16 protein-coding genes and 2 pseudogenes are annotated in these 19,070 nt (G+C 69.6%); 4 read left to right on the top strand and 14 right to left on the bottom strand.

Annotated features, from left to right (window positions below; translation table 11 throughout):
* The 11 genes and pseudogenes from AC1DYN_RS26780 to AC1DYN_RS26730 form a co-directional block, all read right to left on the bottom strand.
* Positions 1-294: hypothetical protein (locus AC1DYN_RS26780; protein WP_477964783.1), on the bottom strand; the 294-nt coding region annotated here is incomplete at its 3' end.
* A gap of 18 nt (positions 295-312) precedes the next feature.
* Positions 313-2,415, bottom strand: a complete 2,103-nt coding sequence (locus AC1DYN_RS26775) for a lysozyme family protein (protein ID WP_477964781.1) — start codon at positions 2,413-2,415, stop codon at positions 313-315.
* 213 nt (positions 2,416-2,628) lie between these two features.
* Positions 2,629-2,850, bottom strand: a pseudogene (locus AC1DYN_RS26770) (diguanylate cyclase domain-containing protein); the annotation flags it as partial.
* 110 nt (positions 2,851-2,960) lie between these two features.
* Entirely contained in the window at positions 2,961-3,995 is a 1,035-nt protein-coding gene (locus tag AC1DYN_RS26765) for a diguanylate cyclase domain-containing protein (protein WP_477964779.1), read from the bottom strand.
* Positions 3,979-5,028, bottom strand: a complete 1,050-nt coding sequence (locus AC1DYN_RS26760) for a chemotaxis response regulator protein-glutamate methylesterase (RefSeq protein ID WP_477964777.1) — start codon at positions 5,026-5,028, stop codon at positions 3,979-3,981. The genes AC1DYN_RS26765 and AC1DYN_RS26760 overlap by 17 nt, the downstream gene beginning before the upstream one ends.
* Positions 5,025-7,262, bottom strand: a complete 2,238-nt coding sequence (locus AC1DYN_RS26755) for a hybrid sensor histidine kinase/response regulator (RefSeq protein WP_477964775.1) — start codon at positions 7,260-7,262, stop codon at positions 5,025-5,027. Before AC1DYN_RS26755 ends, AC1DYN_RS26760 begins: the two co-directional genes overlap by 4 nt.
* Positions 7,259-7,966, bottom strand: a complete 708-nt coding sequence (locus AC1DYN_RS26750) for a chemotaxis protein CheW (RefSeq protein WP_477964773.1) — start codon at positions 7,964-7,966, stop codon at positions 7,259-7,261. The genes AC1DYN_RS26755 and AC1DYN_RS26750 overlap by 4 nt, the downstream gene beginning before the upstream one ends.
* Before the next feature lies 1 nt (position 7,967).
* Positions 7,968-9,212: a CheR family methyltransferase gene (locus AC1DYN_RS26745; protein ID WP_477964771.1), complete on the bottom strand. Its 1,245-nt coding sequence runs from the start codon at positions 9,210-9,212 to the stop codon at positions 7,968-7,970.
* Positions 9,212-9,673, bottom strand: a complete 462-nt coding sequence (locus AC1DYN_RS26740) for a chemotaxis protein CheW (protein WP_477964769.1) — start codon at positions 9,671-9,673, stop codon at positions 9,212-9,214. Before AC1DYN_RS26740 ends, AC1DYN_RS26745 begins: the two co-directional genes overlap by 1 nt.
* Before the next feature lie 18 nt (positions 9,674-9,691).
* A complete protein-coding gene (locus AC1DYN_RS26735; protein ID WP_477964767.1) occupies positions 9,692-11,326 on the bottom strand; it encodes a methyl-accepting chemotaxis protein in 1,635 nt (544 codons plus the stop codon).
* Positions 11,327-11,556: 230 nt separating this feature from the next.
* Positions 11,557-12,054, bottom strand: a complete 498-nt coding sequence (locus AC1DYN_RS26730) for a hypothetical protein (protein ID WP_477964765.1) — start codon at positions 12,052-12,054, stop codon at positions 11,557-11,559.
* Between the two features lie 65 nt (positions 12,055-12,119).
* Here AC1DYN_RS26730 and AC1DYN_RS26725 point away from each other — a divergent pair.
* Positions 12,120-12,407: pseudogene (locus AC1DYN_RS26725) on the top strand (WecB/TagA/CpsF family glycosyltransferase); the annotation flags it as partial.
* A 142-nt stretch (positions 12,408-12,549) separates the two neighbouring features.
* A complete protein-coding gene (locus AC1DYN_RS26720) occupies positions 12,550-12,864 on the top strand; it encodes a PEP-CTERM sorting domain-containing protein (protein ID WP_477964763.1) in 315 nt (104 codons plus the stop codon).
* Here the strand turns inward: AC1DYN_RS26720 and AC1DYN_RS26715 are convergent.
* Entirely contained in the window at positions 12,758-12,976 is a 219-nt protein-coding gene (locus AC1DYN_RS26715; RefSeq protein WP_477964761.1) for a hypothetical protein, read from the bottom strand. The two genes, AC1DYN_RS26720 and AC1DYN_RS26715, sit on opposite strands and share 107 nt — an antisense overlap.
* A 193-nt stretch (positions 12,977-13,169) precedes the next feature.
* Here AC1DYN_RS26715 and AC1DYN_RS26710 point away from each other — a divergent pair, with 193 nt between their 5' ends.
* Both AC1DYN_RS26710 and AC1DYN_RS26705 read left to right on the top strand, forming a co-directional pair.
* Positions 13,170-15,095 carry a B12-binding domain-containing radical SAM protein gene (locus tag AC1DYN_RS26710; RefSeq protein WP_477964759.1) on the top strand — a complete coding sequence of 642 codons (1,926 nt, stop codon included), beginning with the start codon at positions 13,170-13,172 and terminating at the stop codon, positions 15,093-15,095.
* Positions 15,096-15,233: 138 nt separating this feature from the next.
* A complete protein-coding gene (locus AC1DYN_RS26705) occupies positions 15,234-16,034 on the top strand; it encodes a glycosyltransferase family 2 protein (protein ID WP_477964757.1) in 801 nt (266 codons plus the stop codon).
* 22 nt (positions 16,035-16,056) lie between these two features.
* Here AC1DYN_RS26705 and AC1DYN_RS26700 read toward each other — a convergent pair whose 3' ends face one another.
* Positions 16,057-16,980: a GGDEF domain-containing response regulator gene (locus AC1DYN_RS26700; RefSeq protein WP_477964755.1), complete on the bottom strand. Its 924-nt coding sequence runs from the start codon at positions 16,978-16,980 to the stop codon at positions 16,057-16,059.
* Positions 16,977-19,070: hybrid sensor histidine kinase/response regulator (locus AC1DYN_RS26695; protein ID WP_477964753.1), on the bottom strand; the 2,094-nt coding region annotated here is incomplete at its 5' end. The genes AC1DYN_RS26700 and AC1DYN_RS26695, both read right to left, overlap by 4 nt.

Below are 19,070 nucleotides of genomic sequence, written 5' to 3'. Positions count from 1 at the left end.
CAGGCCACCGCTCGGCGCGAAGCCGGAAGTCGGTGCCGGCGTGGGCGCGCCCGCGCCGCCGGGCGACAGCTGCGCGCGCAGGTCGGGCGCCATCTGGCGGGCCAGGCCCAGGCCGTTGCCGCCGCTGTCGAGCAGGCGCTGGATCTGGCTCAGCGAGCGGTCGAGCTCGCGGCGCGCGTCGGGCGCGAGCGCGTGGTACGACGGGGCCTGCTGCAGCACCTGGCCCAGCTGGCGCACGGCGGCGACCTCATGGCCGTTGCCGGGAATGCTGGAGGAGGACAGATCGGCGCGCATGGCGGCTGCCTCCGTCGCTCAGAGCTGGAACAGCCGGGTGGTCGAGGTCGCGTCGCGCAGCCGGGCCATGCGTTCGGCCCAGGGCATGCCTTGCGCGTGGCGCAGCATCGCCGCGACGATCTCGTTGCCGCTGAGCACCGGCGTCGGGCTGTTGGGGCTGGAGCGCAGCGCGGCAATCAGCGCCGCGTGCGTGGCGACATCCCACAGGCCCGTGACCGGCAACCGCGCGGCGCGCTGGAACGCGGCGAGGTCGGCCTGGCCGAGGCTGGCGAGCGCGCGCTGGCGCAGCGCCGGCGTCTCGACCGGCGTCGCCGCCTCGAGCACCCAGGCCAGCGCGGCCGGCGCGCCCATCTGCACGGCACGGTCGATCAGCAGGGTCAGGCCTTGCTCGGAGTCGAGGCCGATCTGCTGCGCGACCTGCAGCACCGGTTGCACGTAGAGGCGCGCTGCCAGTTCGTTCTGGGCACCCTGGAACGGCGGATGGGCGGCTGCGCGCTTGAAGCGGGCGAGCCACGGCTCCTGCCACAGCGGCTTGCCGGCGACCGGGCGCAGCCGCGCCGACAGGCCGTCGGGCGACTCCCAGGCGCGCGGGCCGTCGGCCGCCGTGGTCACGGCGATCAGCTGGTCGGCGTCGGGGAAGTTGGCGTCGAAGCTCGCGCGGTCGCGCTCGCGCATCAGCGCGAGCAGCTGGCCCAGCGTGCCCTGCTCCTGCACGAACGGGAACGCGCCGAAGGTCAGGCCCAGGTGAAAGCGCTGGTGCGCCGGGTGGCTGCTGCCGAAACGACCGGCGAATTCGCCGTCCTCGATCGTTCGGGCGAAGCCGTCGGTGCCCGACTCGAACGGCGCGATGCGCGCGAGGATCGCCTTGCAGGCGTCGATGTCGAACGGCTGGCGCGTGGCACCGGGCGATGGCGCGGCGACATTGGGAGCGGCGGCATAGGACTGCGCGCTGTCGCTACCGTCCTCATCACTGTAGTCGTCGCCGTACGAATCGGCATGGGCCTGCGCCAGCACCGGCCGCGGCGCCGCTTCCACCTCGACCTCGTCGTCGTCACGCTCGCCGGCCTGCGCGGCATGGGCGCCGTCGGCATCCTCGTCGGGGAGCATCTCGGGCACGGGGTCGCGCGCGGGCGCATCGAACGCGTGGACCTCGTCGACGCCGTAGGACTGCGCCCCTTCGAGCACCGGCTCGCGATCCTCGCCGACCTCTTCATAGGCTTGCGCCGCCGGCTCGGACTTGCCGAAGCCGTCGTCGTAGCCGTCGTCGTCCGCCGACAACCCCGCCGCGCCGCCCCAGATGTCGTCGACACCGGCGTCGGGTGCGGCGTCCTCGAACGCGGCGGCGGCCTCGGCGCCTTCGAGCACCGGCGGACGGGCGTCGTCCTCGGCCAGCGATTGCGCGCCCTCCGCGTAGCCGTCGTCATACCCCTCGTCGCCGCCGGCGTCGAACGCGGCGGCGTGGTCGAGTTCGTCCTCGGGCGCGATCTCGTCGGCATCGCAGGCGGCCGCCTCGCCGGCGCGGTCCTCGCCCCAATCGTCGTCGGCCGCGAGGCCGGTCGAATCGGGCGGCGACGCGTCGCGGTCTTCGCCGGGCTCGTCTTCGGCGAAGCCGAACGCGAGGCTGGCGCCGACGCGCGTCAGCCGCGTGACTGAAGTGCCGAACATCAGCGACAGGCTGCCGACGAGGTCGCTGGCCAGCACGACCGACGGCGCCTCGCTCGCGAGCTTCTCCGGCGCGGTCGCGTAGACGGCGGTGGTGCCGTTGCGGTCGTCGTAGGCGATCACCGTGTAGAAGAGCCGCGGTGCCGGCAGCATCGCGTGCAGCACGCTGCGCGGCACGAGGTAGAAGCACGGCGGGCCGTCGTCATGCTGCAGGCCTTCGCGCTGGCTGTCGTAGAAGTTCGACGCATTGCGTGCGCCGGCCTGCTCGGGTGCGAACAGCGTGCGGTCGCGCGCGACCAGCACGCGGTAGCTCGGTCGTCCGCCCGTGTCGATGCTGAAGCTGAGGTCGCTGTGGCGCTTGTCCACCGGATCATGGATCGGCGTGATGCGCGGCACGCCCGCGGCCTGCGCGCGCACCGACACCCTGGCCGCATGGGAACCCTGCTCGATCGTCAGCATGTCGTCTCCTCTCGCCGGCAGCGCACGGACGCACCGGTCAAGGACGAATCGCAATGCCCATGCCACGCGGCAAGTGCCTGATTCGTAAAGCACTTTGCAAATCAGGCCGCAGGGGGTTTACAGCGGGGGGTTACAGCGGCGGGGGGCTGCCGCCGGGACAGCGCTGCAACGAGGGTGTTGCAGGGGTGTAAACCGGACGCGGCCGTCAGGCCGGATGCTGAAGTCGTCGCCGCCCACGGGCCCGACGACATCCTGCTGCGGGTCGCAGTGCGTCAGCGCCAGCCGGGCCGCCAGCCGGATCATCTCGTCGCCGCGCCCGTAGCCTTGCTGGTCGTTGAACGGCTTGAAGTGGTTCATGTCGGCATGGCAGGCGACGAAGCGCGCGCCGCGCGCCAGCAACCGCTCCAGGTGCTGCGTGATCGGGGTGGAACGCGGGGCGGCCCGTCTGGCCCGGCGGGACCAGGAAGCGCGGCATGCTGCCACGACGCAGCAGCACGGTGTCGCCAGCGGCGAGCTCGGGAAGCGAGCGGCGCGGGGTGGGTCCATCAACGATGGTACTCACGCATCACCTCGCGGTCCTTTCCGGATCGCTTGGCTTCGTAGAGGGCCTTGTCCGCGGCTTCGATGAGCTGAAGGGATGAGCCGCCGCGTTCGGGGATCGTCGAGGCGCCGCCGACGCTCACGGTAAGGTGCCGGGCCACCGTCGAACCGCCATGCACCAGTTGAAGGGCCCGCACGGCCTCGCGAAGTTTTTCAGCCATGAAGCTGGCTCCGGTCAGGGGTGTGGTCGTCATGATCAGTGCGAACTCCTCGCCACCGTAGCGGGCGACGAGATCGGTCGACCGGTTGGCATTCAGCTGCAAGGTGCTTGCCACCTGCTTCAAGGCCTCGTCTCCACTCAGATGGCCGTAGGTGTCGTTGTACTGCTTGAAGTCGTCGATATCGATCATCAACACGGAAAGCGGGCTTTGGTCGCGCAGCGACCGGCTCCATTCCAGCTGGATATGCTCGTTGAAATGACGCCTGTTGCAGATCTCGGTGAGTCCGTCGAGGTGGGTCAATCGCTCCAGCTCGATGTTCTTCTCCGTCAGTTGTTGCTGGCTCTCGCGCAGAGCCCGGTAGGCTTCGTCGCGCTGCAGCTGGTTCGAGTACGACTTGGAGTGGTAGCGGATGCGCGCGACCAGCTCGATCTGGCTCGGCAGCTTGACGAGATAGTCGTTGGCGCCGGCTGCGAACGCATCGCCCTTCACGGCTGGGTCTTCGGTGGTCGACAGCACCACGATCGGAATCTCGCTGGTGGCCGAACTTGCGCGGTATCGGCGAACCAGCGTCAAGCCGTCGATGCCGGGCATGACCAGGTCCTGCAGGATCACCGTCGGCCGGATCTGCTCGGCCACCATGATCGCCTTCGCCGGATCGGAGCAATAGTGGAAATCGATGCCCGGCTGGTTCAGCAGTGTGCGGCGCACGGCCTCCCCGACCATCGCCTGGTCGTCGACCAACAGCACCATGACGGGGTAGTCCTTCGCCGCCAATGGCGTCGGCGCATCGGGGTTCTTCGTTTCAAGGTTGATCATCATGGCCCCCTGGTCTTGGTTTGATGGAAAGCACAGCGCGCAATCGAGGCGCGATCGCGTCGATGGGCAAGACGTCCACTGCGGCGCCCAGCACTGCAGCGGCCCTCGGCATGCCATAGACGGCGCAACTCGCCTGGTCCTGCGCGATGGTGTGGTGCCCCTGGTCGCGCAATGCCTTCAAACCGAGCGCGCCGTCGCGCCCCATGCCGGTCAGCAGCACGCCGACGATGTGGCCCGGCCACAGGGCACATGCACTGTGGAAGAACACGTCGACCGACGGGCGGTAGACATACTCCTGCGGGATGGGCGTGTACGCAAGTCGCTCACTCGTCACGAGCCGCAGATGGTCGTTGGTGGCGGCGAGAAGCACCGCGCCGCGGGTCGGCCGATCACCCTCCCGAGCGACCCGGACCGGCAGCACCGAATGCTGTCCGAGCCACTCCGCCATGCCGGCGGCGAACTGCTCGTCCACATGTTGGACGATGACCACGGCGGCAGGGAAGTCCGCCGGCAGACCGCGCAGCAGCGTGGCCAGCGCCGCCGGCCCACCCGCGGATGCGCCGATCGCGACCAATTGCTGTGGACGGGTCCCGCGCGAGGCCGCCGCAGCCCGGGCGACAATGGCGCTGACCGGGGCGCTGTCGCCGATCAGCTTGCCGATGATTTCGATCTTGGCCAGCAGGGGCGCGGCGCCCGCACGCAGGTCACTGCCGGCCAGCGCCGGCGTATCGACGACATCGAGTGCACCGTGGCCCATCGCATCGAAGATGCGAGCGGTGTTGATACCCATGTTGGCGGTGACGAGCAGGATGGCGCACGGTGTCTCGGCCATGATTCGGCGCGTGGCTTCGACGCCGTCCATCACCGGCATCAGCAGGTCCATCAGCACGAGGTCGGGCCGCAACTCGGCGCAGCGCTGCACCGCCTGCGCGCCGTTCTCGGCCACCCAGATGACGTGGTGTTCCGGCCGCAACGCCAGCACGCGCCGCAAGGCCTCCACCGCCATGGCCAGGTCGTTGACGATGGCGATCTTCATGCGACGGCCTCGCCGATCAGGTCGATGGCCGCCTGCAGCAGCGTCTCGTCGTGAAAGCTGCCCTTGGTCAGGTAGTGGTCGGCCCCGGCCTCCAGCCCGCGCCTGCGGTCGTCGGCGCGATCCTTGTACGACATGATCATCACCGGGAGCGACTTCAAGTTCGGATCCTTCTTGACCAGCGTCGCCAGCTCGATGCCATCCATTCGTGGCATGTCGATGTCGGTCACCAGCAGGTCGAAGTGGCCGGTGCGCACGGCGTTCCAGCCGTCCATGCCATCGACAGCGACTTCGACGTCGTAGCCGTGCTGCGCAAATAGCTTGCGTTCGAGTTCCCGCACCGTCAGCGAGTCGTCGACCACCAGCACGCGCTTGCGCCTCTTGGTGTCGGCTGCGTCGGTTCTCGGTGACGCCTGGCTCAGGTGGCCCGACGCGATGAGCTTCTGGACCGAACGCATCATGTCATCGATGTCGATGATGAGCACCGGCGATCCATCCTCCATCAGCGCACCGGCGCTGACGTCCTTGACCTTGCCCAGGCGCGGGTCGAGCGCCTGTACCACGAGCTCGCATTCGCCGAGGAAGCGGTCCACCACCAGGCCGTAGATGTCCTCGTGGTCGCCGACGACGATGACTGACAAGTCACCACCCGCTGCCTTCGGCTCGCCCGCTTGCAGGATCTGGTGCGCGGTGACGAGGCCGACGCGTCGCCCGTCGACTTCGATGTGCTGCCGTCCCTCGAGGAGCTCGACTTGCTGCGCAGCGAGTTTCAGGACGCGAAAGATGCGCACCAACGGGAAGGCGTAGGGCTCGCCGCCGACGTCCACGAGCAAGGTGCGCACCACCGACAGCGTGAGCGGCACTTGCAGTTGAAAGCGTGTCCCGAGGCCGGCCTGCGTCGACACGCGAACGCTGCCACGCACCTGTTTCACCATGTCCTGCACGACGTCGAGCCCGACGCCGCGCCCGGACACTTCGGTCACGCGCTGGCTGAGCGTGAACCCCGGCAGGAAAAGGAACTCCAGCAACTCGGACTCCGACAGACCGACCGCGAGCTCGGCCTTCGCGTGATGGCGCTCGACCACGGCGCGGCGCAGTGCGTCGAGTGCGATGCCGCGACCGTCGTCGGACACGGTGATCTGCAGCGTCCCTGCGCTGTGACGTGCTTCCAGCCGCACGACGCCTTCCGCAGGTTTGCCCACGGCGCGGCGCTGCTCGGGCGATTCGATGCCATGGTCGAGCGCGTTGCGCAGCAGGTGACCCAGCGGTGCGTCCAGCCTCTCGAGCATGTCACGGTCCACTGGCGTCGCGGCACCGACGATGTCGAGCCGGACCTGCTTGCCGAGCGAGCGGCCGAGATCGCGCAGCATGCGCGGCGTGGACTGAACACCGTCGGCGAACGGTCGCAGGCGACAGGCCACCGCTTCGTCGTACAGCCGACGCGACAGATCGGCCGAGCGCCGCTCGAAGGGCTCCAGGTCGACCAGCCCCTGCGCCAACAGCTGCTCGCACTCGAGCAAGCGGCGCCTGATCTCGTGCAGCGCGGTCCGCGATCGCTCTTCCACGGTCGCTGCCGGCCCCTCGTCGCGCATGGCATCGAGCCTTTGCACGGCCTCGTGCTGCAGCCTCTTGAGCCGCAGCAGCGAGCTGGCGAAGGGCTTGAGCCAGCGAGCGGCCACCAGCGATTCGCCGGCCAAACCGAGCAACCGGTTCAGGCTGTCGGCGGTGACGCGCACGACGCGGTCCGAGGTGTCGCGCGCGGCCAGGACCGCGTGGGCGGTCGGCAGCACGTCGGTTGCCGGCGCCGGCACAGCCGCGTTCGGCGTCGGGCCGTCTTCGCCATCGGCCTGCATTGCGCGTGTCAGTGCCTCGACGAAGGCCTGCACTTGAGACTCGCCAGCGTGCTCCGTCCCCGAGGTTCGAGCCAGGCGTGCGAGCAGATCCACGCCGCCGAGCAGCGGGTCGATGTGGCTCTGGCGCAATCGCAGCCGCTTTTCCTGTGCGGCGACGAAGCAGTCTTCCATCGCGTGGGCCACGCGCACCGCGGTGCCGAGGCCGACGATGCTGGCGGCACCTTTGAGCGAATGGGCCGCGCGCATGCAGGCCTCGAGTTGGTCGGCCGCTTCCGGGTCTCGCTCCAGGGCCAGCAGTCCCGCCGTCAGCAAGGGCGTGTGGTTCTCCACTTCGATGCGGAACAGCTCCAGCATCGACAGTTCGCTGAGATCTTCGCTGCTCAAGCCAGGCTCCGCTCGAGTGTGTAGAACAGCAGTTGTTCGTCGAGAAGGCCGACGGCGCGCTGTTCCCAAGTCAGGATCGCCTTGGAATAGGTCGCGGTCGCGCGGGCGACGGTGGTGGGCACCGCCTGCAGCGTGCTCGGATCGAAGCGCTGAATGCCTCGCATTTCATCTACCGTGAAGCCAAGACGCTGGCCGTCGAGGCCGATCACCACCAGGCGCCGTGATGCGAGGCGTTGCCGTGTGTGCCCGGTCTCGGCCGCCTGGGCCATGCCGACCAGGGCAAGCACGCTGCCGAGCGAGACGCAGACCAGCAGTTCGCCGCGCACGTTGGCAACACCCTGCACGACGCCGTCGCGGCGGTTCGGCAGCGAATGAATCGCCGGCAACGCGGCGACCTCCTGGAACACCGGTGTCGGCAAGGCCAGCCATTCCGTGCCGATGCGAAAGATGACCACCGAGCCCGCATCGGCCTGTCGTGCCTCGGGAGCGTGTGCCATGTGGCGGGTGCAATCGGCGAGGTAGTCGGGCGGCGCCTCTCGATCCAGCAGGGCCAGCGCGGCGGCGGCATGGACCGGACAGTGGCTGCAGTGCACGTGCTGCTTCAATTCCGGGCAAGAGCCATCGCCGCGCACGCCGATGCGGTTCCAGCAATCGTCGATGGCCATGTGCGCCGGGCCGACAGCGACGATTGACGCGGCATGCATGTCAGGCCTCGCCGCCTTGCTGCAGCCGGCTGGCCCGCCGCTGCAAGCGCTGCGCGCCGGCCGCGTCGCCCTGCTTTTGCAGCAACAGCGCGAGGTGGGTCAGTGCCTCGTGGAGATTCGGGTCCAGGTAGAGGGCCTTGCGGTACTGGTCGGCAGCATCGTCCGGCTTGCCGCTCGCATCGCGCACCAGGCCGAGCAGGTTGAACGCCTCGGCCGTGGGACCGTGCTCGCGCAGATGCGCTTCGCAGTGCGCCGCGGCCTCGGCGAGGTGACCCTGGTCGGCAAGGCGCCGTGCGCGGTCGATGCCCGTCGCCGCATCGGTCCGTGCAGACGCCCGCGGCGCGGCAGCGGGCGGCGCCGCTCGGGGCCGAGCAGGCTGCGGGACCGCCAACGCTGGCGCGCGGACGGGCTTGGATGGCGCAGGGGTGGCACGCAACTTGACGACGCTGCCGGGCACCGGCCCCTTGCGGAAGGCGAACGCGAGCGGAAGCTTCGCGGAGATGAATCCGTGGTCCGACAGCAGGGCCGTCTCCGACGGGCCGACGAACAACCAGCCTCGCGGCGTGAGCAGCCGGCCCAATACCGCGAGGGCGCGGTCCTGCGTTGCGCGGTCGAAGTAGATCAACACGTTGCGGCAGAAGATGACGTCGTAGAGGTCCGCCCCGGCAGCCAGGCCGTCCAGCAGGTTGCCGTGCCGAAATTGCACCAACCGGCGCACCGTGTCGACCGGGCTGTGTCCGCCTGCGGTCGCGACGAAGAGGCGATCGCGGAAAGCCAGGTCGTTGCCACGGAACGAATTGCGGCCGTACACCGCACCTTGCGCTCTCGCCAGCGCGCGGTTGCTGATGTCGACGGCATCGATGCGCAGCGCGCTTGCCGGGAAGCCGGCGTCGAGCAGCGCCATGGCCATCGAATAGGGCTCCTCTCCCGTGGAGCACGGCACGCTCAGCAAGCGCAGCACGCCCTGTGCCTGGCGGGGCGACCCCGCATCGCGGAGCAGGCGCGTCAGCGCCACGAAGGACGCTGGGTCGCGGAAGAACCAGGTTTCCGGCACGACCACCGACTCGATGAGTTCCTGCAATTCGGTGCCCGAGCCGCTGAGCCGCTCCCAATACGCCTGCGCGTCTGCCAGCCCGCAGGCCGACAGCCGCTCCTGCACCGCGCGCTCGACGGACGCCGAGCCGATGGAGGCCGCGTCCAGGCCCATCGTCTGCTTCAACAAGTGCTCGAAACGGGCGGTGTCCATCACGCTGCCGCGGCCTCGTCGAACAACAGCGCACGCAGCGACGGTGGCAGCAAACGCTGCACCTCGATGCGCTGGATCAGTCCGCGCGCGTCGGCAGTCACCCGGCCGAGGTAGGACGCCGCGTCGACGCTGACGCCGGCCGCAACGAAGTCCTCCGGGTCGCGACGCAGCGTTTCCGTCGCCCTTTCGGCCAGCAGGCCGAGCAGGTGCGGCCCGCCGACGGGCTCGGGGAACTGCACGAGCACGATGCGCGTGCTCAGGCGGTTCGCCGACGGGCGGCCGAGCGTGAGTTCGCTCAGGTCGATGACCGGCACCGGGCCGCCGCGGTATTGGCACAGGCCGGCCACCGACGACGGCGCGTGGGGGATGGCCTTCACGCCGAGCCGAGGCAGCACGGCGACGACCTGACCCACATCGAGCGCGTAGCGTTCACCGCCCAGCTGAAAGAGGAGGAATAGCATCCGGCTGGCCCTCGCTCCTCAAGCCTCCACCAGTTTGAAGCGCGAGACGCCGCTGCGAAGCCCGCCGGCGGCCTGGTGCAAGCCATCGATCGCCTGCCCCGACTGGCGCAGCGAGTCGACGGTCTGCTGGGCGGCTTCGCTCAACTGTGTCAGCGCCTGGCTGATCTGCTCGGCGCCGGTCGCCTGCGCCTGCACGCCTTCATTGACTGCCTCGAAACGCGGCGCCAACGCCTGCACCTGCGCGATGATCTGCGACAGCTGCGCGCCAACCTGCTGCACCTCCTGCATGCCGCGGCGCACCTCTTCGGAGAACTTGTCCATGCCCATCACGCCGGCCGACACCGCGGACTGCATTTCCTTGACCATCTGCTCGATGTCGTAGGTTGCGATGGCGGTTTGGTCGGCGAGCCGGCGGATCTCCGTGGCAACCACGCCGAAGCCACGCCCGTATTCGCCGGCCTTCTCGGCCTCGATGGCCGCGTTCAGCGACAGCAGGTTGGTTTGGTCGGCCACCTTGGTGATGGCGATGACGACCTGGTTGATGTTGCCGGCCTTGTCGCTCAGTACCGCGAGCTTGGCGTCGACCACCCCGACGGCCCCCATCACGTTGTGCATGGTCTCGGTCATGCGCTGCAGACCTTCCTGCCCGCCGCCCGCAAGCAGGGCGGTCTCCTCGACGACCTGCGACACCTCGCTCATCGTCTTCACCAGCTCGCGCGAGGTGGCGGAGATTTCCTTGGACGTGGCGCCGATCTCGGTGGTCGTCGCGGCGATTTCGCTGGCGGTGGCCTGTTGCTCCTTGGACGTCGCGGCGATTTCGGTCGCCGAGGTGTTGACCTGGATGCCAGACTGCCGGACCTGGCCAAACAAGACCGTCAGTTGCTCGGTCATCCGATTGAACCCCTGCGCCAGTGTGCCGAACTCGTCGCGCCGCTCCAGGTTCATCCGCTGAGTCAGGTCACCGGTGCTGATCGCATCGGTGGCGGTGAGCAAGCGGCCCAGCGGCCGGGTGATCGATTGCAGCAGCACATGGCCCAGCGCCAGCCCCAGCAACAGGGCCGCAGCGAGACTGACCACGATGGCAATGTTGGCTGTGGCTACCGATTTCATGATCTGCCGGCCTGCCTCCACGGCATCCGTCATGTTGTAGTCGACGACGGATTGCACGGCGGCGCGGACCTTTTCGAACTGCGGATCGAGCTGGCTGTGCAGCAGCGACCGGGCCTGGTCGTTCTTGTTGGCCGCGCTCAGCTTCAGGATGTCCTCCTGCGTGAGCAGGTAGGCATCGGCAGCGTGAAGGCTCTTGAACGCCTCGTAGTTCTCGCGATCCGCGGCCGAGAAGATGGTGCCCTCGTAGCTCCTGGTCAGGTTGTCCAGCCTTGCACGGTTGGCACGCAGCAGCGACTCGACCCTGCGAACCTCGGATCCTTCCGTCTCGAGCACTTGCTCCTGGGTCAACGCGAAGTTCTCTTTCCAGGCGGCCATGAGCTGGCCGCTGTGCAACATGCCGGGCAGGGCCTCCTTCTGAATGACGGTCGCGTCCTGTGCGACGCGCGCGAGGCAGGCGTAGGCGACGACGCCCATGACGATCATCAGCGCCAACACGGCGGCGAAGCTGGCGAGAATGCGGTGCCGTATGGTCCAGTTGGCCATGAACTTCGGTTCCCCACCATGATGTGCGCCTCACCCGGCCACAGCGGACAGGTCGACGTAAAGCAAGAACCATACGCCCTGTCCAACGCCCTTTCCATGCGCCACCGCACATAGCGGGTTCGGCACCACCGGGCAGACAGTGTCAGATCTGCTTGCTTCCGTTCGTCGTCGAGGTCCGAGGCGCCGCCCTCAGGCGGGTGCGTCGACCGCTCGACCCAAGCGGAGTCAAGTCATGTCCTACATCGACGGTTTCGCGCAAGCGCAAAGTCACCGATTTCCGTCGCGCGGCCCAGGCCACGGCCGATGAAACGGTGGCCTTCACGCCGCTGCCACACGCGCCCACCACATTTCGCCATCACGCCCCGCCGTCCGGCAATGCAGCTGCCCTCCCTCCCCCTCCCGTCCGCCACTGTGCTGCGCCGCCAGGCGCCGGCCACCGGCGTGCTGCTGGCGGCGCTGGGCGCGGCCGCGCTGCTGGGCATGCTGCCTTCGAGGACGGCGGCGGCTACCTGCGCGATGCCTTCATGCGGCCGATGTTCCAGGTGCTGTTCTGCGTGCTGGTCGCGATGGTTTTCCGCGATGCGCCGCACCCGCGTCGCTACCTGCTGCCCGGGTTGGTCGCCGCCGCCGTGCTGTGCGGCCTGGGCATGCATGCCAATGAGATCAGCCTGCTGCTCAACAGCGCGCTCGCGTGGACGCTGTTCTCGCTGCGCGGCGCTGTTCGGCATCACGGTGCTGATGACCTTCTCGCGCGGCGGCTTCCTCGGGCTGTTCGTGATCTCGGCGCGCGCAGGCGGCGCACCCGAGGCTCTCGATCGCCGGGCGCCGCAACGGCTACTGGCAGACCGACGAAGAACCGGCGGTGGTCGACGCGGTCGCCGCGGCGCGCCCGGACATCCTGTTCGTCGCGATCAACTCGCCGCGCAAGGAGGAGTTCCTCGCGCGCTGGCAGCGCGCGATGCGCGTGCCGTTCGCGATGGGGGTCGGCGGCACCTTCGACGTGATGGCGGGGCTGACGAAGCGGGCACCGCGCTGGATGCAGCGCGTGACGGGGCCGAAGCGCGCGCGGCGCGAAGCTTGAATGCGGCGAAGAGATCAACTGCGGTTTCTGGAGCCATGCGCTGATCAATCCGGCTTCGTTCGGCTTCTACTTCAAGGTCGGTGCGAGCGGGCCGACCTGTTTCACCGCCGACAGCCTGAACGCCGGGCTGCGCCGGGACCGCGTGCTCGCCTACCAGGATGGCGCCACCAACAACCGGGCCTTCGCGTACGAGGACGGCAGCGACTTCGACTACAACGACAGGGTCGTCAAGGTGGAATCGATCGCGGCCGCCGTGCCCGAGCCGTCGACGATCGCGCTGCTGCTGGCCGGCCTCGGCGTGCCGGCGGTCGCGCGCCGCCGCCTGCAGCCCGGATGCCGATCCGGGATCGTCAGGTCAATTCGCCCCAGGCCGTCGCGACGCGGCGGTAGCGACCGTCCTCGTCCAGCGCGTCGGCATCGACGAACTCGGCGGTGCCTTCCAGCACCTCGCCGTTGAAGCGCGTCGCGATCAGCTCGCGCGGCGCCTTGAACCGGGAAGGCCTCATGGCGCCTGCCTGTACATCGAAGACGGCGAATCCGTAGACCTTGACCTGCTTGTCGACATCCATGGCGGGTCTCCTGCGGCTCGGTGACTGGGAGCGACGGAGCATACGGGTTCGAGCGCCGCCAATCTTCGGCAAACCGGCTTTCGCCGTGCGGTCTTTTCGCATCGCGCGACGACGGCCCGCGGCCCGGCGGGTGCATCGCCGATAATGCAGGCCGTGCAACGCCCGGCGCGCCCCGACGCCCTTGGTCCCCGTCATGTCCATCGACGATTTTCGCGTGCTGGCCGTGATCCCGCCGATGACGCAGCTCAACACGCCGTACCCCTCCACGGCCTACCTCACCGGCTTCCTGCGCTCGCGCGGCATCGCCGCGGTGCAGGAAGACCTGGCGCTCGCGCTGGTGCTGGACCTGATGTCGCCCGATGGGCTCGCGCAGATCCGCAGCCGCGCCGCGGCGATGCCCGAAGCCGCGCGTTCGGAGCAGGTCACGAACTTCCTCGCCCAGTTCGAGCGCTACCACGCGACCATCGCCCCGTGCATCCGCTTCCTGCAGGGCCGCGACGCGACGCTCGCGCACCGCATCGCCGGCCGCGGCTGGCTGCCCGAAGGCCCGCGCTTCCGCTCGCTCGACGTCTACGTCGACGACGAGGGCGGCGACCCGCTCGCCTGGGCCTTCGGCGCGCTGGGCCTGCAGGACCGCGCCCGCCACCTCGCCACGCTGTACCTCAACGACCTGGCCGACGTGCTGCGCGATGCCATCGACGGCCGCTTCGAGTTCGTGCGCTATGCCGAGCAACTGGCCGCCAGCCAGGCCGATTTCGACCCGCTGGCCACGGCGCTGGCCGCCGCGCCCAACCTGGTGGACGAACGCCTGGCCGCGCTGGCACTCGCCGCCGTCGAGCGGCACCACCCGCGCCTGCTGCTGCTGTCGGTGCCCTTCCCCGGCTCGATGTATGCCGCGCTGCGCATCGCGCAGGCGGTGAAGGCACGGCATCCGCAGGTGGCCATCGCGCTCGGCGGCGGCTTCGTCAACACCGAGCTGCGCGAGCTGTCGGAGCCGCGGCTGTTCGACTTCGTCGACGTCGTCACGCTGGACGCCGGCGAACGCCCGCTGCTCGCGCTGATCGAGCACCTGCAGGGCCGGCGCTCGCAGCAGCGGCTGGTGCGCAGCTTCGTGCGCGACGCGAGCTCGGGCGAGGTGCGCTACATGAACAGCTTCGCCGAGCCCGACGTGCCGTTCGACCAGACCGGCACGCCCACCTGGGATGGCCTGCCGCTCGACCGCTACCTGTCGCTGCTGGACATGCTGAACCCGATGAACCGGCTGTGGAGCGACGGCCGCTGGAACAAGCTGACCGTGGCGCACGGCTGCTACTGGAAGAAATGCAGCTTCTGCGACGTCAGCCTCGACTACATCGCGCGCTTCGAGCAGGCGTCGTCGGCAACGCTGGTCGACCGCATCGAGGCCATCGTGCAGGAAACCGGGCAGACCGGCTTCCATTTCGTCGACGAAGCCGCACCGCCGAAGGCCTTGCGGGCGCTGGCCGCCGAGCTGCAGCGCCGCAAGGTCGAGATCTCGTGGTGGGGCAACGTGCGCTTCGAGAAGACCTTCGACCGCGAACTGTGCGAAGAGCTGGCCGCCAGCGGCTGCATCGCGATCTCGGGCGGGCTCGAGGTGGCCTCCGACCGGCTGCTCAAGCTGATGAAGAAAGGCGTGTCGGTCGAGCAGGTGGCGCGCGTGACGCAGGCTTTCTCGGACGCCGGCATCCTGGTGCACGCCTACCTGATGTACGGCTTCCCGACGCAGAACGAGCAGGACACCGTCGACGCGCTGGAGTACGTGCGCCAGCTGTTCGAGGAAGGCTGCATCAGCAGCGGCTTCTTCCACCGCTTCGCCTGCACCGTGCATTCGCCGGTCGGCAAGCAGCCCGACGAGTACGGCATCACGCTGCAACCCCTGCCCGAGGGCCGCTTCGCGAAGAACGACGTCGGCTTCGTCGACCCCACCGGCACCGACCACGACGCGATGGGCCGCGCGCTGAAGAAGGCGATCTACAACTACATGCACGGCATCGGGCTGGACGCCGACGTGCGCAGTTGGTTCGACGTGCGGATGCCCAGGCCGACGGTGGCGCGGCACCGCATCGCGCGGGCCTTGCAGCAGGTGCCCGCAGCACGCTGACATCGGTCCCGGTACATCCCTACCATATGGTTCAGACGCCCTCGCTTTGGGCCGTTATTCGGGCCGACCGGTGCTCGACCGCTCCCTAGGATGCCGCCATCGTTCATGCGCAAGATGCGCCCCGATGGAGTCCTCCCCATGTCGCGACCGCCCTTCTTCAGCGTCATCACCACCACCCACCTGCGCCCGGCGCTGCTCGCGCGCAACCTGCGGTCGCTGCACGCGCAGACCTGGCAGGATTTCGAGGTCATCGTCGTGGCCGACGCATTCGACGGCGGCACCGCCAGCGTCTGCGCCGAGCTGCTGCGCGCGCAGGACGTGCTCGTCAAGCGCGGCGGCCGGCACGGCCCGGCCGAGAGCCGCAACCTGGGCATGCAGCTCGCGCGCGGCGAATGGGTGGTGTTCCTCGACGACGACGACGCCTTCGCGCCCGGCCACCTGCAGCACGCGCACGCGCACATCGCCACGCAGCCCGGCGCCAGGGTGCTGTATTCCGATTTCGACGTGCTGACCGAGGACCGCTCGAAGGACCCGCACCCGGTGCTCTCGCGCAACCGCGCGAACCTCGCCGGCCAGGCGGTCGAATCGCTGCACGTGAAGAACTTCATCCCGAACAACGCGCTCGTCTTCCACCGCCTGGCACTCGAGGGCTGCAGCGTCGACCCGCACCTCGAATCGCAGGAAGACTGGGATTTCCTGCTKTCGGTGTGCCAGAAGGCGACGCCGCAGTACTACGAGGGCGGCGGCGCGATCGTGCACAAGGACTACGTGAACCCGGGCGTGCGCCGCGGCAGCTCGACGGCGGCCAACGACACGACCATCGTGGTCGACTTCCTGCACACCTACCGCCGCTGGCGCGCCCCGACGCCCGAGCTGCAGGTGCAGCGCCAGCAGCTGATGCAGTCGGTCGGGCTGAACCTGCCGGTGGCGTGGTTCTGAGCCGGGATCGACGCCGGGGCCCTCAGCCCGGCTGCCCCTCGCCCTCCCCGGCCTCCAGCGGCGTCGCGATCTCGACCCTGTTGCGCCCGCCCGCCTTGGCGCGGTACAGCGCGCGATCCGCAGCCTCCACCAGGTCATCGCGCCCGAGCGGACGGTCGGGCATCGAGACCGCGAACCCCATGCTGACGGTCACGCAGACCGATCCCTTGGGCGTGGCGGCCGCCAGCGTCGACACGGCAAGGCGCGTGCGCTCGGCCACCACGGCCGCGGTCGCCAGGGTGCAGCCGGGCAGCACCAGCAGGAACTCCTCGCCCCCATAGCGGCCGGTCAGGTCGCCCCGGCGCACCGAGTCGGACACGCGCCGGGCCACCTGCACCAGGACCGCGTCGCCCGCGAGGTGGCCCAGGCGGTCGTTGACGGCCTTGAAATGGTCGATGTCCAGCATGCCGACCGCCAGCGGCTGCCCGTCGCGGTGGGCGCGCTCGATCTCGCGGTCCAGCAGCTCCATCACGATGCGCCGGTTCAGCACGCCGGTGAGTTCGTCGTGGCTGGCCTTCACGCGCAGTTCCTGCTGCAGCCGCAGGATGCGGATGCCGGCGCCGACGCGCACCTTCATCTCGTCCGGGTGGTAAGGCTTGGCGATGAAGTCGTCCGCGCCGGCGTCGATCGCCGTCACCACGTCCTCCATGCCCGATCGCGAGGTCAGCACGATGATGTGGTGGAACCGCATCTCGGGATCGGCCCGCACCCGGCGGCACAGCTCCACGCCGTCGAGGCCGGGCATCACCCAGTCGATGACGAGCAGCATCGGCTCCTCGCAGCCCTTCAGCTGGCGCCAGGCATCGTCGCCGTCTTGCGCCGACATCACGTCGTAGCCCCACGACCGCAGCGCATGCGCCAGGCGCATGCGCGAGACGGGCTCGTCGTCGGCAATGAGGATCTTCATTCGATCTCCTGTGTTGAGCCGTTCGCGAGCGCGCGCAGCAACCGGTCCGCCTCGGCCGCCAGTTCCGCGAGCGCGGCATCCGCGCCGGCCCGGTCGGCCGCACCGCAGGCCGCCTCCAGCCGGACCGCCGCCCGCACCGAGGCGCCCGCATGGAAATTGGCCACGGCGCCCTTGAGCCGGTGGGCGGCGCGCGCGGCGCCCGCCATGTCGCCACCGTGCACCAGCGTGGCCAGCTCGCGCAGGTTGGCGGGCAGGTCGGCGGCCAGCGCCTGCGCCATCTCGTCGAGGAATGCGACGTCGCCCAGCGCGCCGGCCAGCGCCTTCACCTGGTCGTAGACCGCATCGGCGGGAGCCGCCGCGGCTTGCATCGCCGCCACGGCCACGGCGGTGTCGGCCGGCTCCGGCCCGCCGGCGAGCGGGGACGGTCCTTGGCGTTCGACCACGCGCACCAGTTCGTCGGGGTCGAACGGCTTCGACAGGTAGTCGTCCATCCCCCTGGCCAGCAGCCGCTCGCGCTCGCCCTTGAGGGCGTGCGCCGTCAACGCGACGATCGGGATGCGGCGCGCGCCGGACGACGCCTCGGCACGGCGGATCGCCTCGGTGGCCGCGATGCCGTCCAGCACCGGCATCTGCACGTCCATCAGCACCACGTCGAAGGCCTGTGCGGCCACCGCATCGACCGCCTGCGCGCCATCGGCGACCACGGTCGCATGGTGGCCGCGGCGCTCCAGGATGCGGCGCGCGAGCTTCTGGTTGATGGGATGGTCTTCCGCGACCAGCACGTTCAGCACGCGCGTCATCCCCGACAACGCCGGCCGGCGCGCCTCGCGCCCCGGTGCGGCAACGGCGCCGAAGGCGACCAGGATCGCGCGGCACAGGTCGGTGCCGCGCAACGGCTTGCGCACCGCGGCCGGCGGATCGGGCGCATCGTCCGGCACCGCGCCGGCCGGGGGTTCGCCCAGCAGGATGACGCGGGTGGCCGCCGGCAGGTCGGCACGGCCATCGCCGGCGGCCGCGTCGCTCGCACACCACAGGGGCGCGTCGATCAGCAGCGCCGGGTAGGCCACGCCATGCCGCGCCGCCAGGCGTGCCGCGGCCAGCGCGGCGGCCCGTGCCGGAAGGACGAGGGCCTGGACGCCCCATGCGCGCAGCAGGCGTTCGCTGGCCTGCGCGGCCACGGCGTTGCCCTGTACCAGCAGCACCGAGCGGCCCGACAGCGCGGCCGCCTCTTGCGCGGTGAGTGCGGGCGGCGCCGAGTGGCCGTCGAAGGCCGCGGTGAAACGGAAGGTCGTGCCGACGCCGGGCTCGCTGTCCACGCCGATCTCGCCCTGCATGAGGTGCACGATCTGCGTGCAGATGGCCAGGCCGAGGCCGGTGCCCCCGTACTGGCGCGTGACGGCGCTGTCGGCCTGGACGAACGATTCGAAGATGCGCTCTTGCGCCTCCTTCGCGATGCCGATGCCGGAGTCGACCACCTCGAAGCCCAGCGTCACGGCGCCTGCCTCGGCGTGGCGCAGGTCGACACGGCAGGCGACGTGGCCCTGGACCGTGAACTTGATCGCGTTGCCGCACAGGTTGGTCACCACCTGCATCAGGCGGCCCGCATCGCCGCAGACGGACTCGGGCACGTCGGGCGCGACGTCGAGCACGAGCTCCAGGCCCTTGGCCGAGGCCATCGGCATCAGCGTCTCGAGCGTCGCCGCGAGGCGCGCGCGCAGGTCGAAATCGGCCGGTGCGAGCTGCAGCTTGCCGGCTTCCATCTTGGAGAAGTCGAGGATGTCGTCGAGCAGCCGCAGCAAGGCATCGGCCGAGTCCTGCACGATGAGCAGGTTCTCGCGTTGCGTCTCGTCGAGCTCGGTGTCCAGCGTCAGGCGCGTCATGCCCATGATGCCGTTCATCGGCGTGCGGATCTCGTGGCTCATGTTGGCAAGGAACTCCGCCTTCAGCCGCACCGCATCCTCGGCCGCGGTGCGCGCGTCGCGCAGCAGCGTCTCGCGCTGCTTGCGGTCGCTGAAGTCGTCGATGATCCAGATCGTGCCCTGGCCCGGGTCGGCCGGATCGACCGCACGGCCCATCAGGCGGCACCAGAC

The sequence above is a fragment of the Rhizobacter sp. P2_D12 genome, assembly GCF_056404395.1.
This window is presented reverse-complemented; position numbering and strand designations above follow the sequence as displayed.

What these genes read in the sequence shown, in the direction of transcription:
- AC1DYN_RS26735 (WP_477964767.1), bottom strand. Translation starts at nt 11,326, where the DNA reads ATGGCCAACTGGACCATACGGCACCGCATTCTCGCCAGCTTCGCCGCC.
- AC1DYN_RS26715 (WP_477964761.1), bottom strand. Translation starts at nt 12,976, where the DNA reads ATGGATGTCGACAAGCAGGTCAAGGTCTACGGATTCGCCGTCTTCGAT.
- AC1DYN_RS26740 (WP_477964769.1), bottom strand. Translation starts at nt 9,673, where the DNA reads ATGCTATTCCTCCTCTTTCAGCTGGGCGGTGAACGCTACGCGCTCGAT.
- AC1DYN_RS26745 (WP_477964771.1), bottom strand. Translation starts at nt 9,212, where the DNA reads ATGGACACCGCCCGTTTCGAGCACTTGTTGAAGCAGACGATGGGCCTG.
- AC1DYN_RS26760 (WP_477964777.1), bottom strand. Translation starts at nt 5,028, where the DNA reads ATGAAGATCGCCATCGTCAACGACCTGGCCATGGCGGTGGAGGCCTTG.
- AC1DYN_RS26700 (WP_477964755.1), bottom strand. Translation starts at nt 16,980, where the DNA reads ATGAAGATCCTCATTGCCGACGACGAGCCCGTCTCGCGCATGCGCCTG.
- AC1DYN_RS26710 (WP_477964759.1), top strand. Translation starts at nt 13,170, where the DNA reads ATGTCCATCGACGATTTTCGCGTGCTGGCCGTGATCCCGCCGATGACG.
- AC1DYN_RS26750 (WP_477964773.1), bottom strand. Translation starts at nt 7,966, where the DNA reads ATGCATGCCGCGTCAATCGTCGCTGTCGGCCCGGCGCACATGGCCATC.
- AC1DYN_RS26775 (WP_477964781.1), bottom strand. Translation starts at nt 2,415, where the DNA reads ATGCTGACGATCGAGCAGGGTTCCCATGCGGCCAGGGTGTCGGTGCGC.
- AC1DYN_RS26730 (WP_477964765.1), bottom strand. Translation starts at nt 12,054, where the DNA reads ATGCCGAACAGCGCCGCGCAGCGAGAACAGCGTCCACGCGAGCGCGCT.
- AC1DYN_RS26765 (WP_477964779.1), bottom strand. Translation starts at nt 3,995, where the DNA reads ATGATGATCAACCTTGAAACGAAGAACCCCGATGCGCCGACGCCATTG.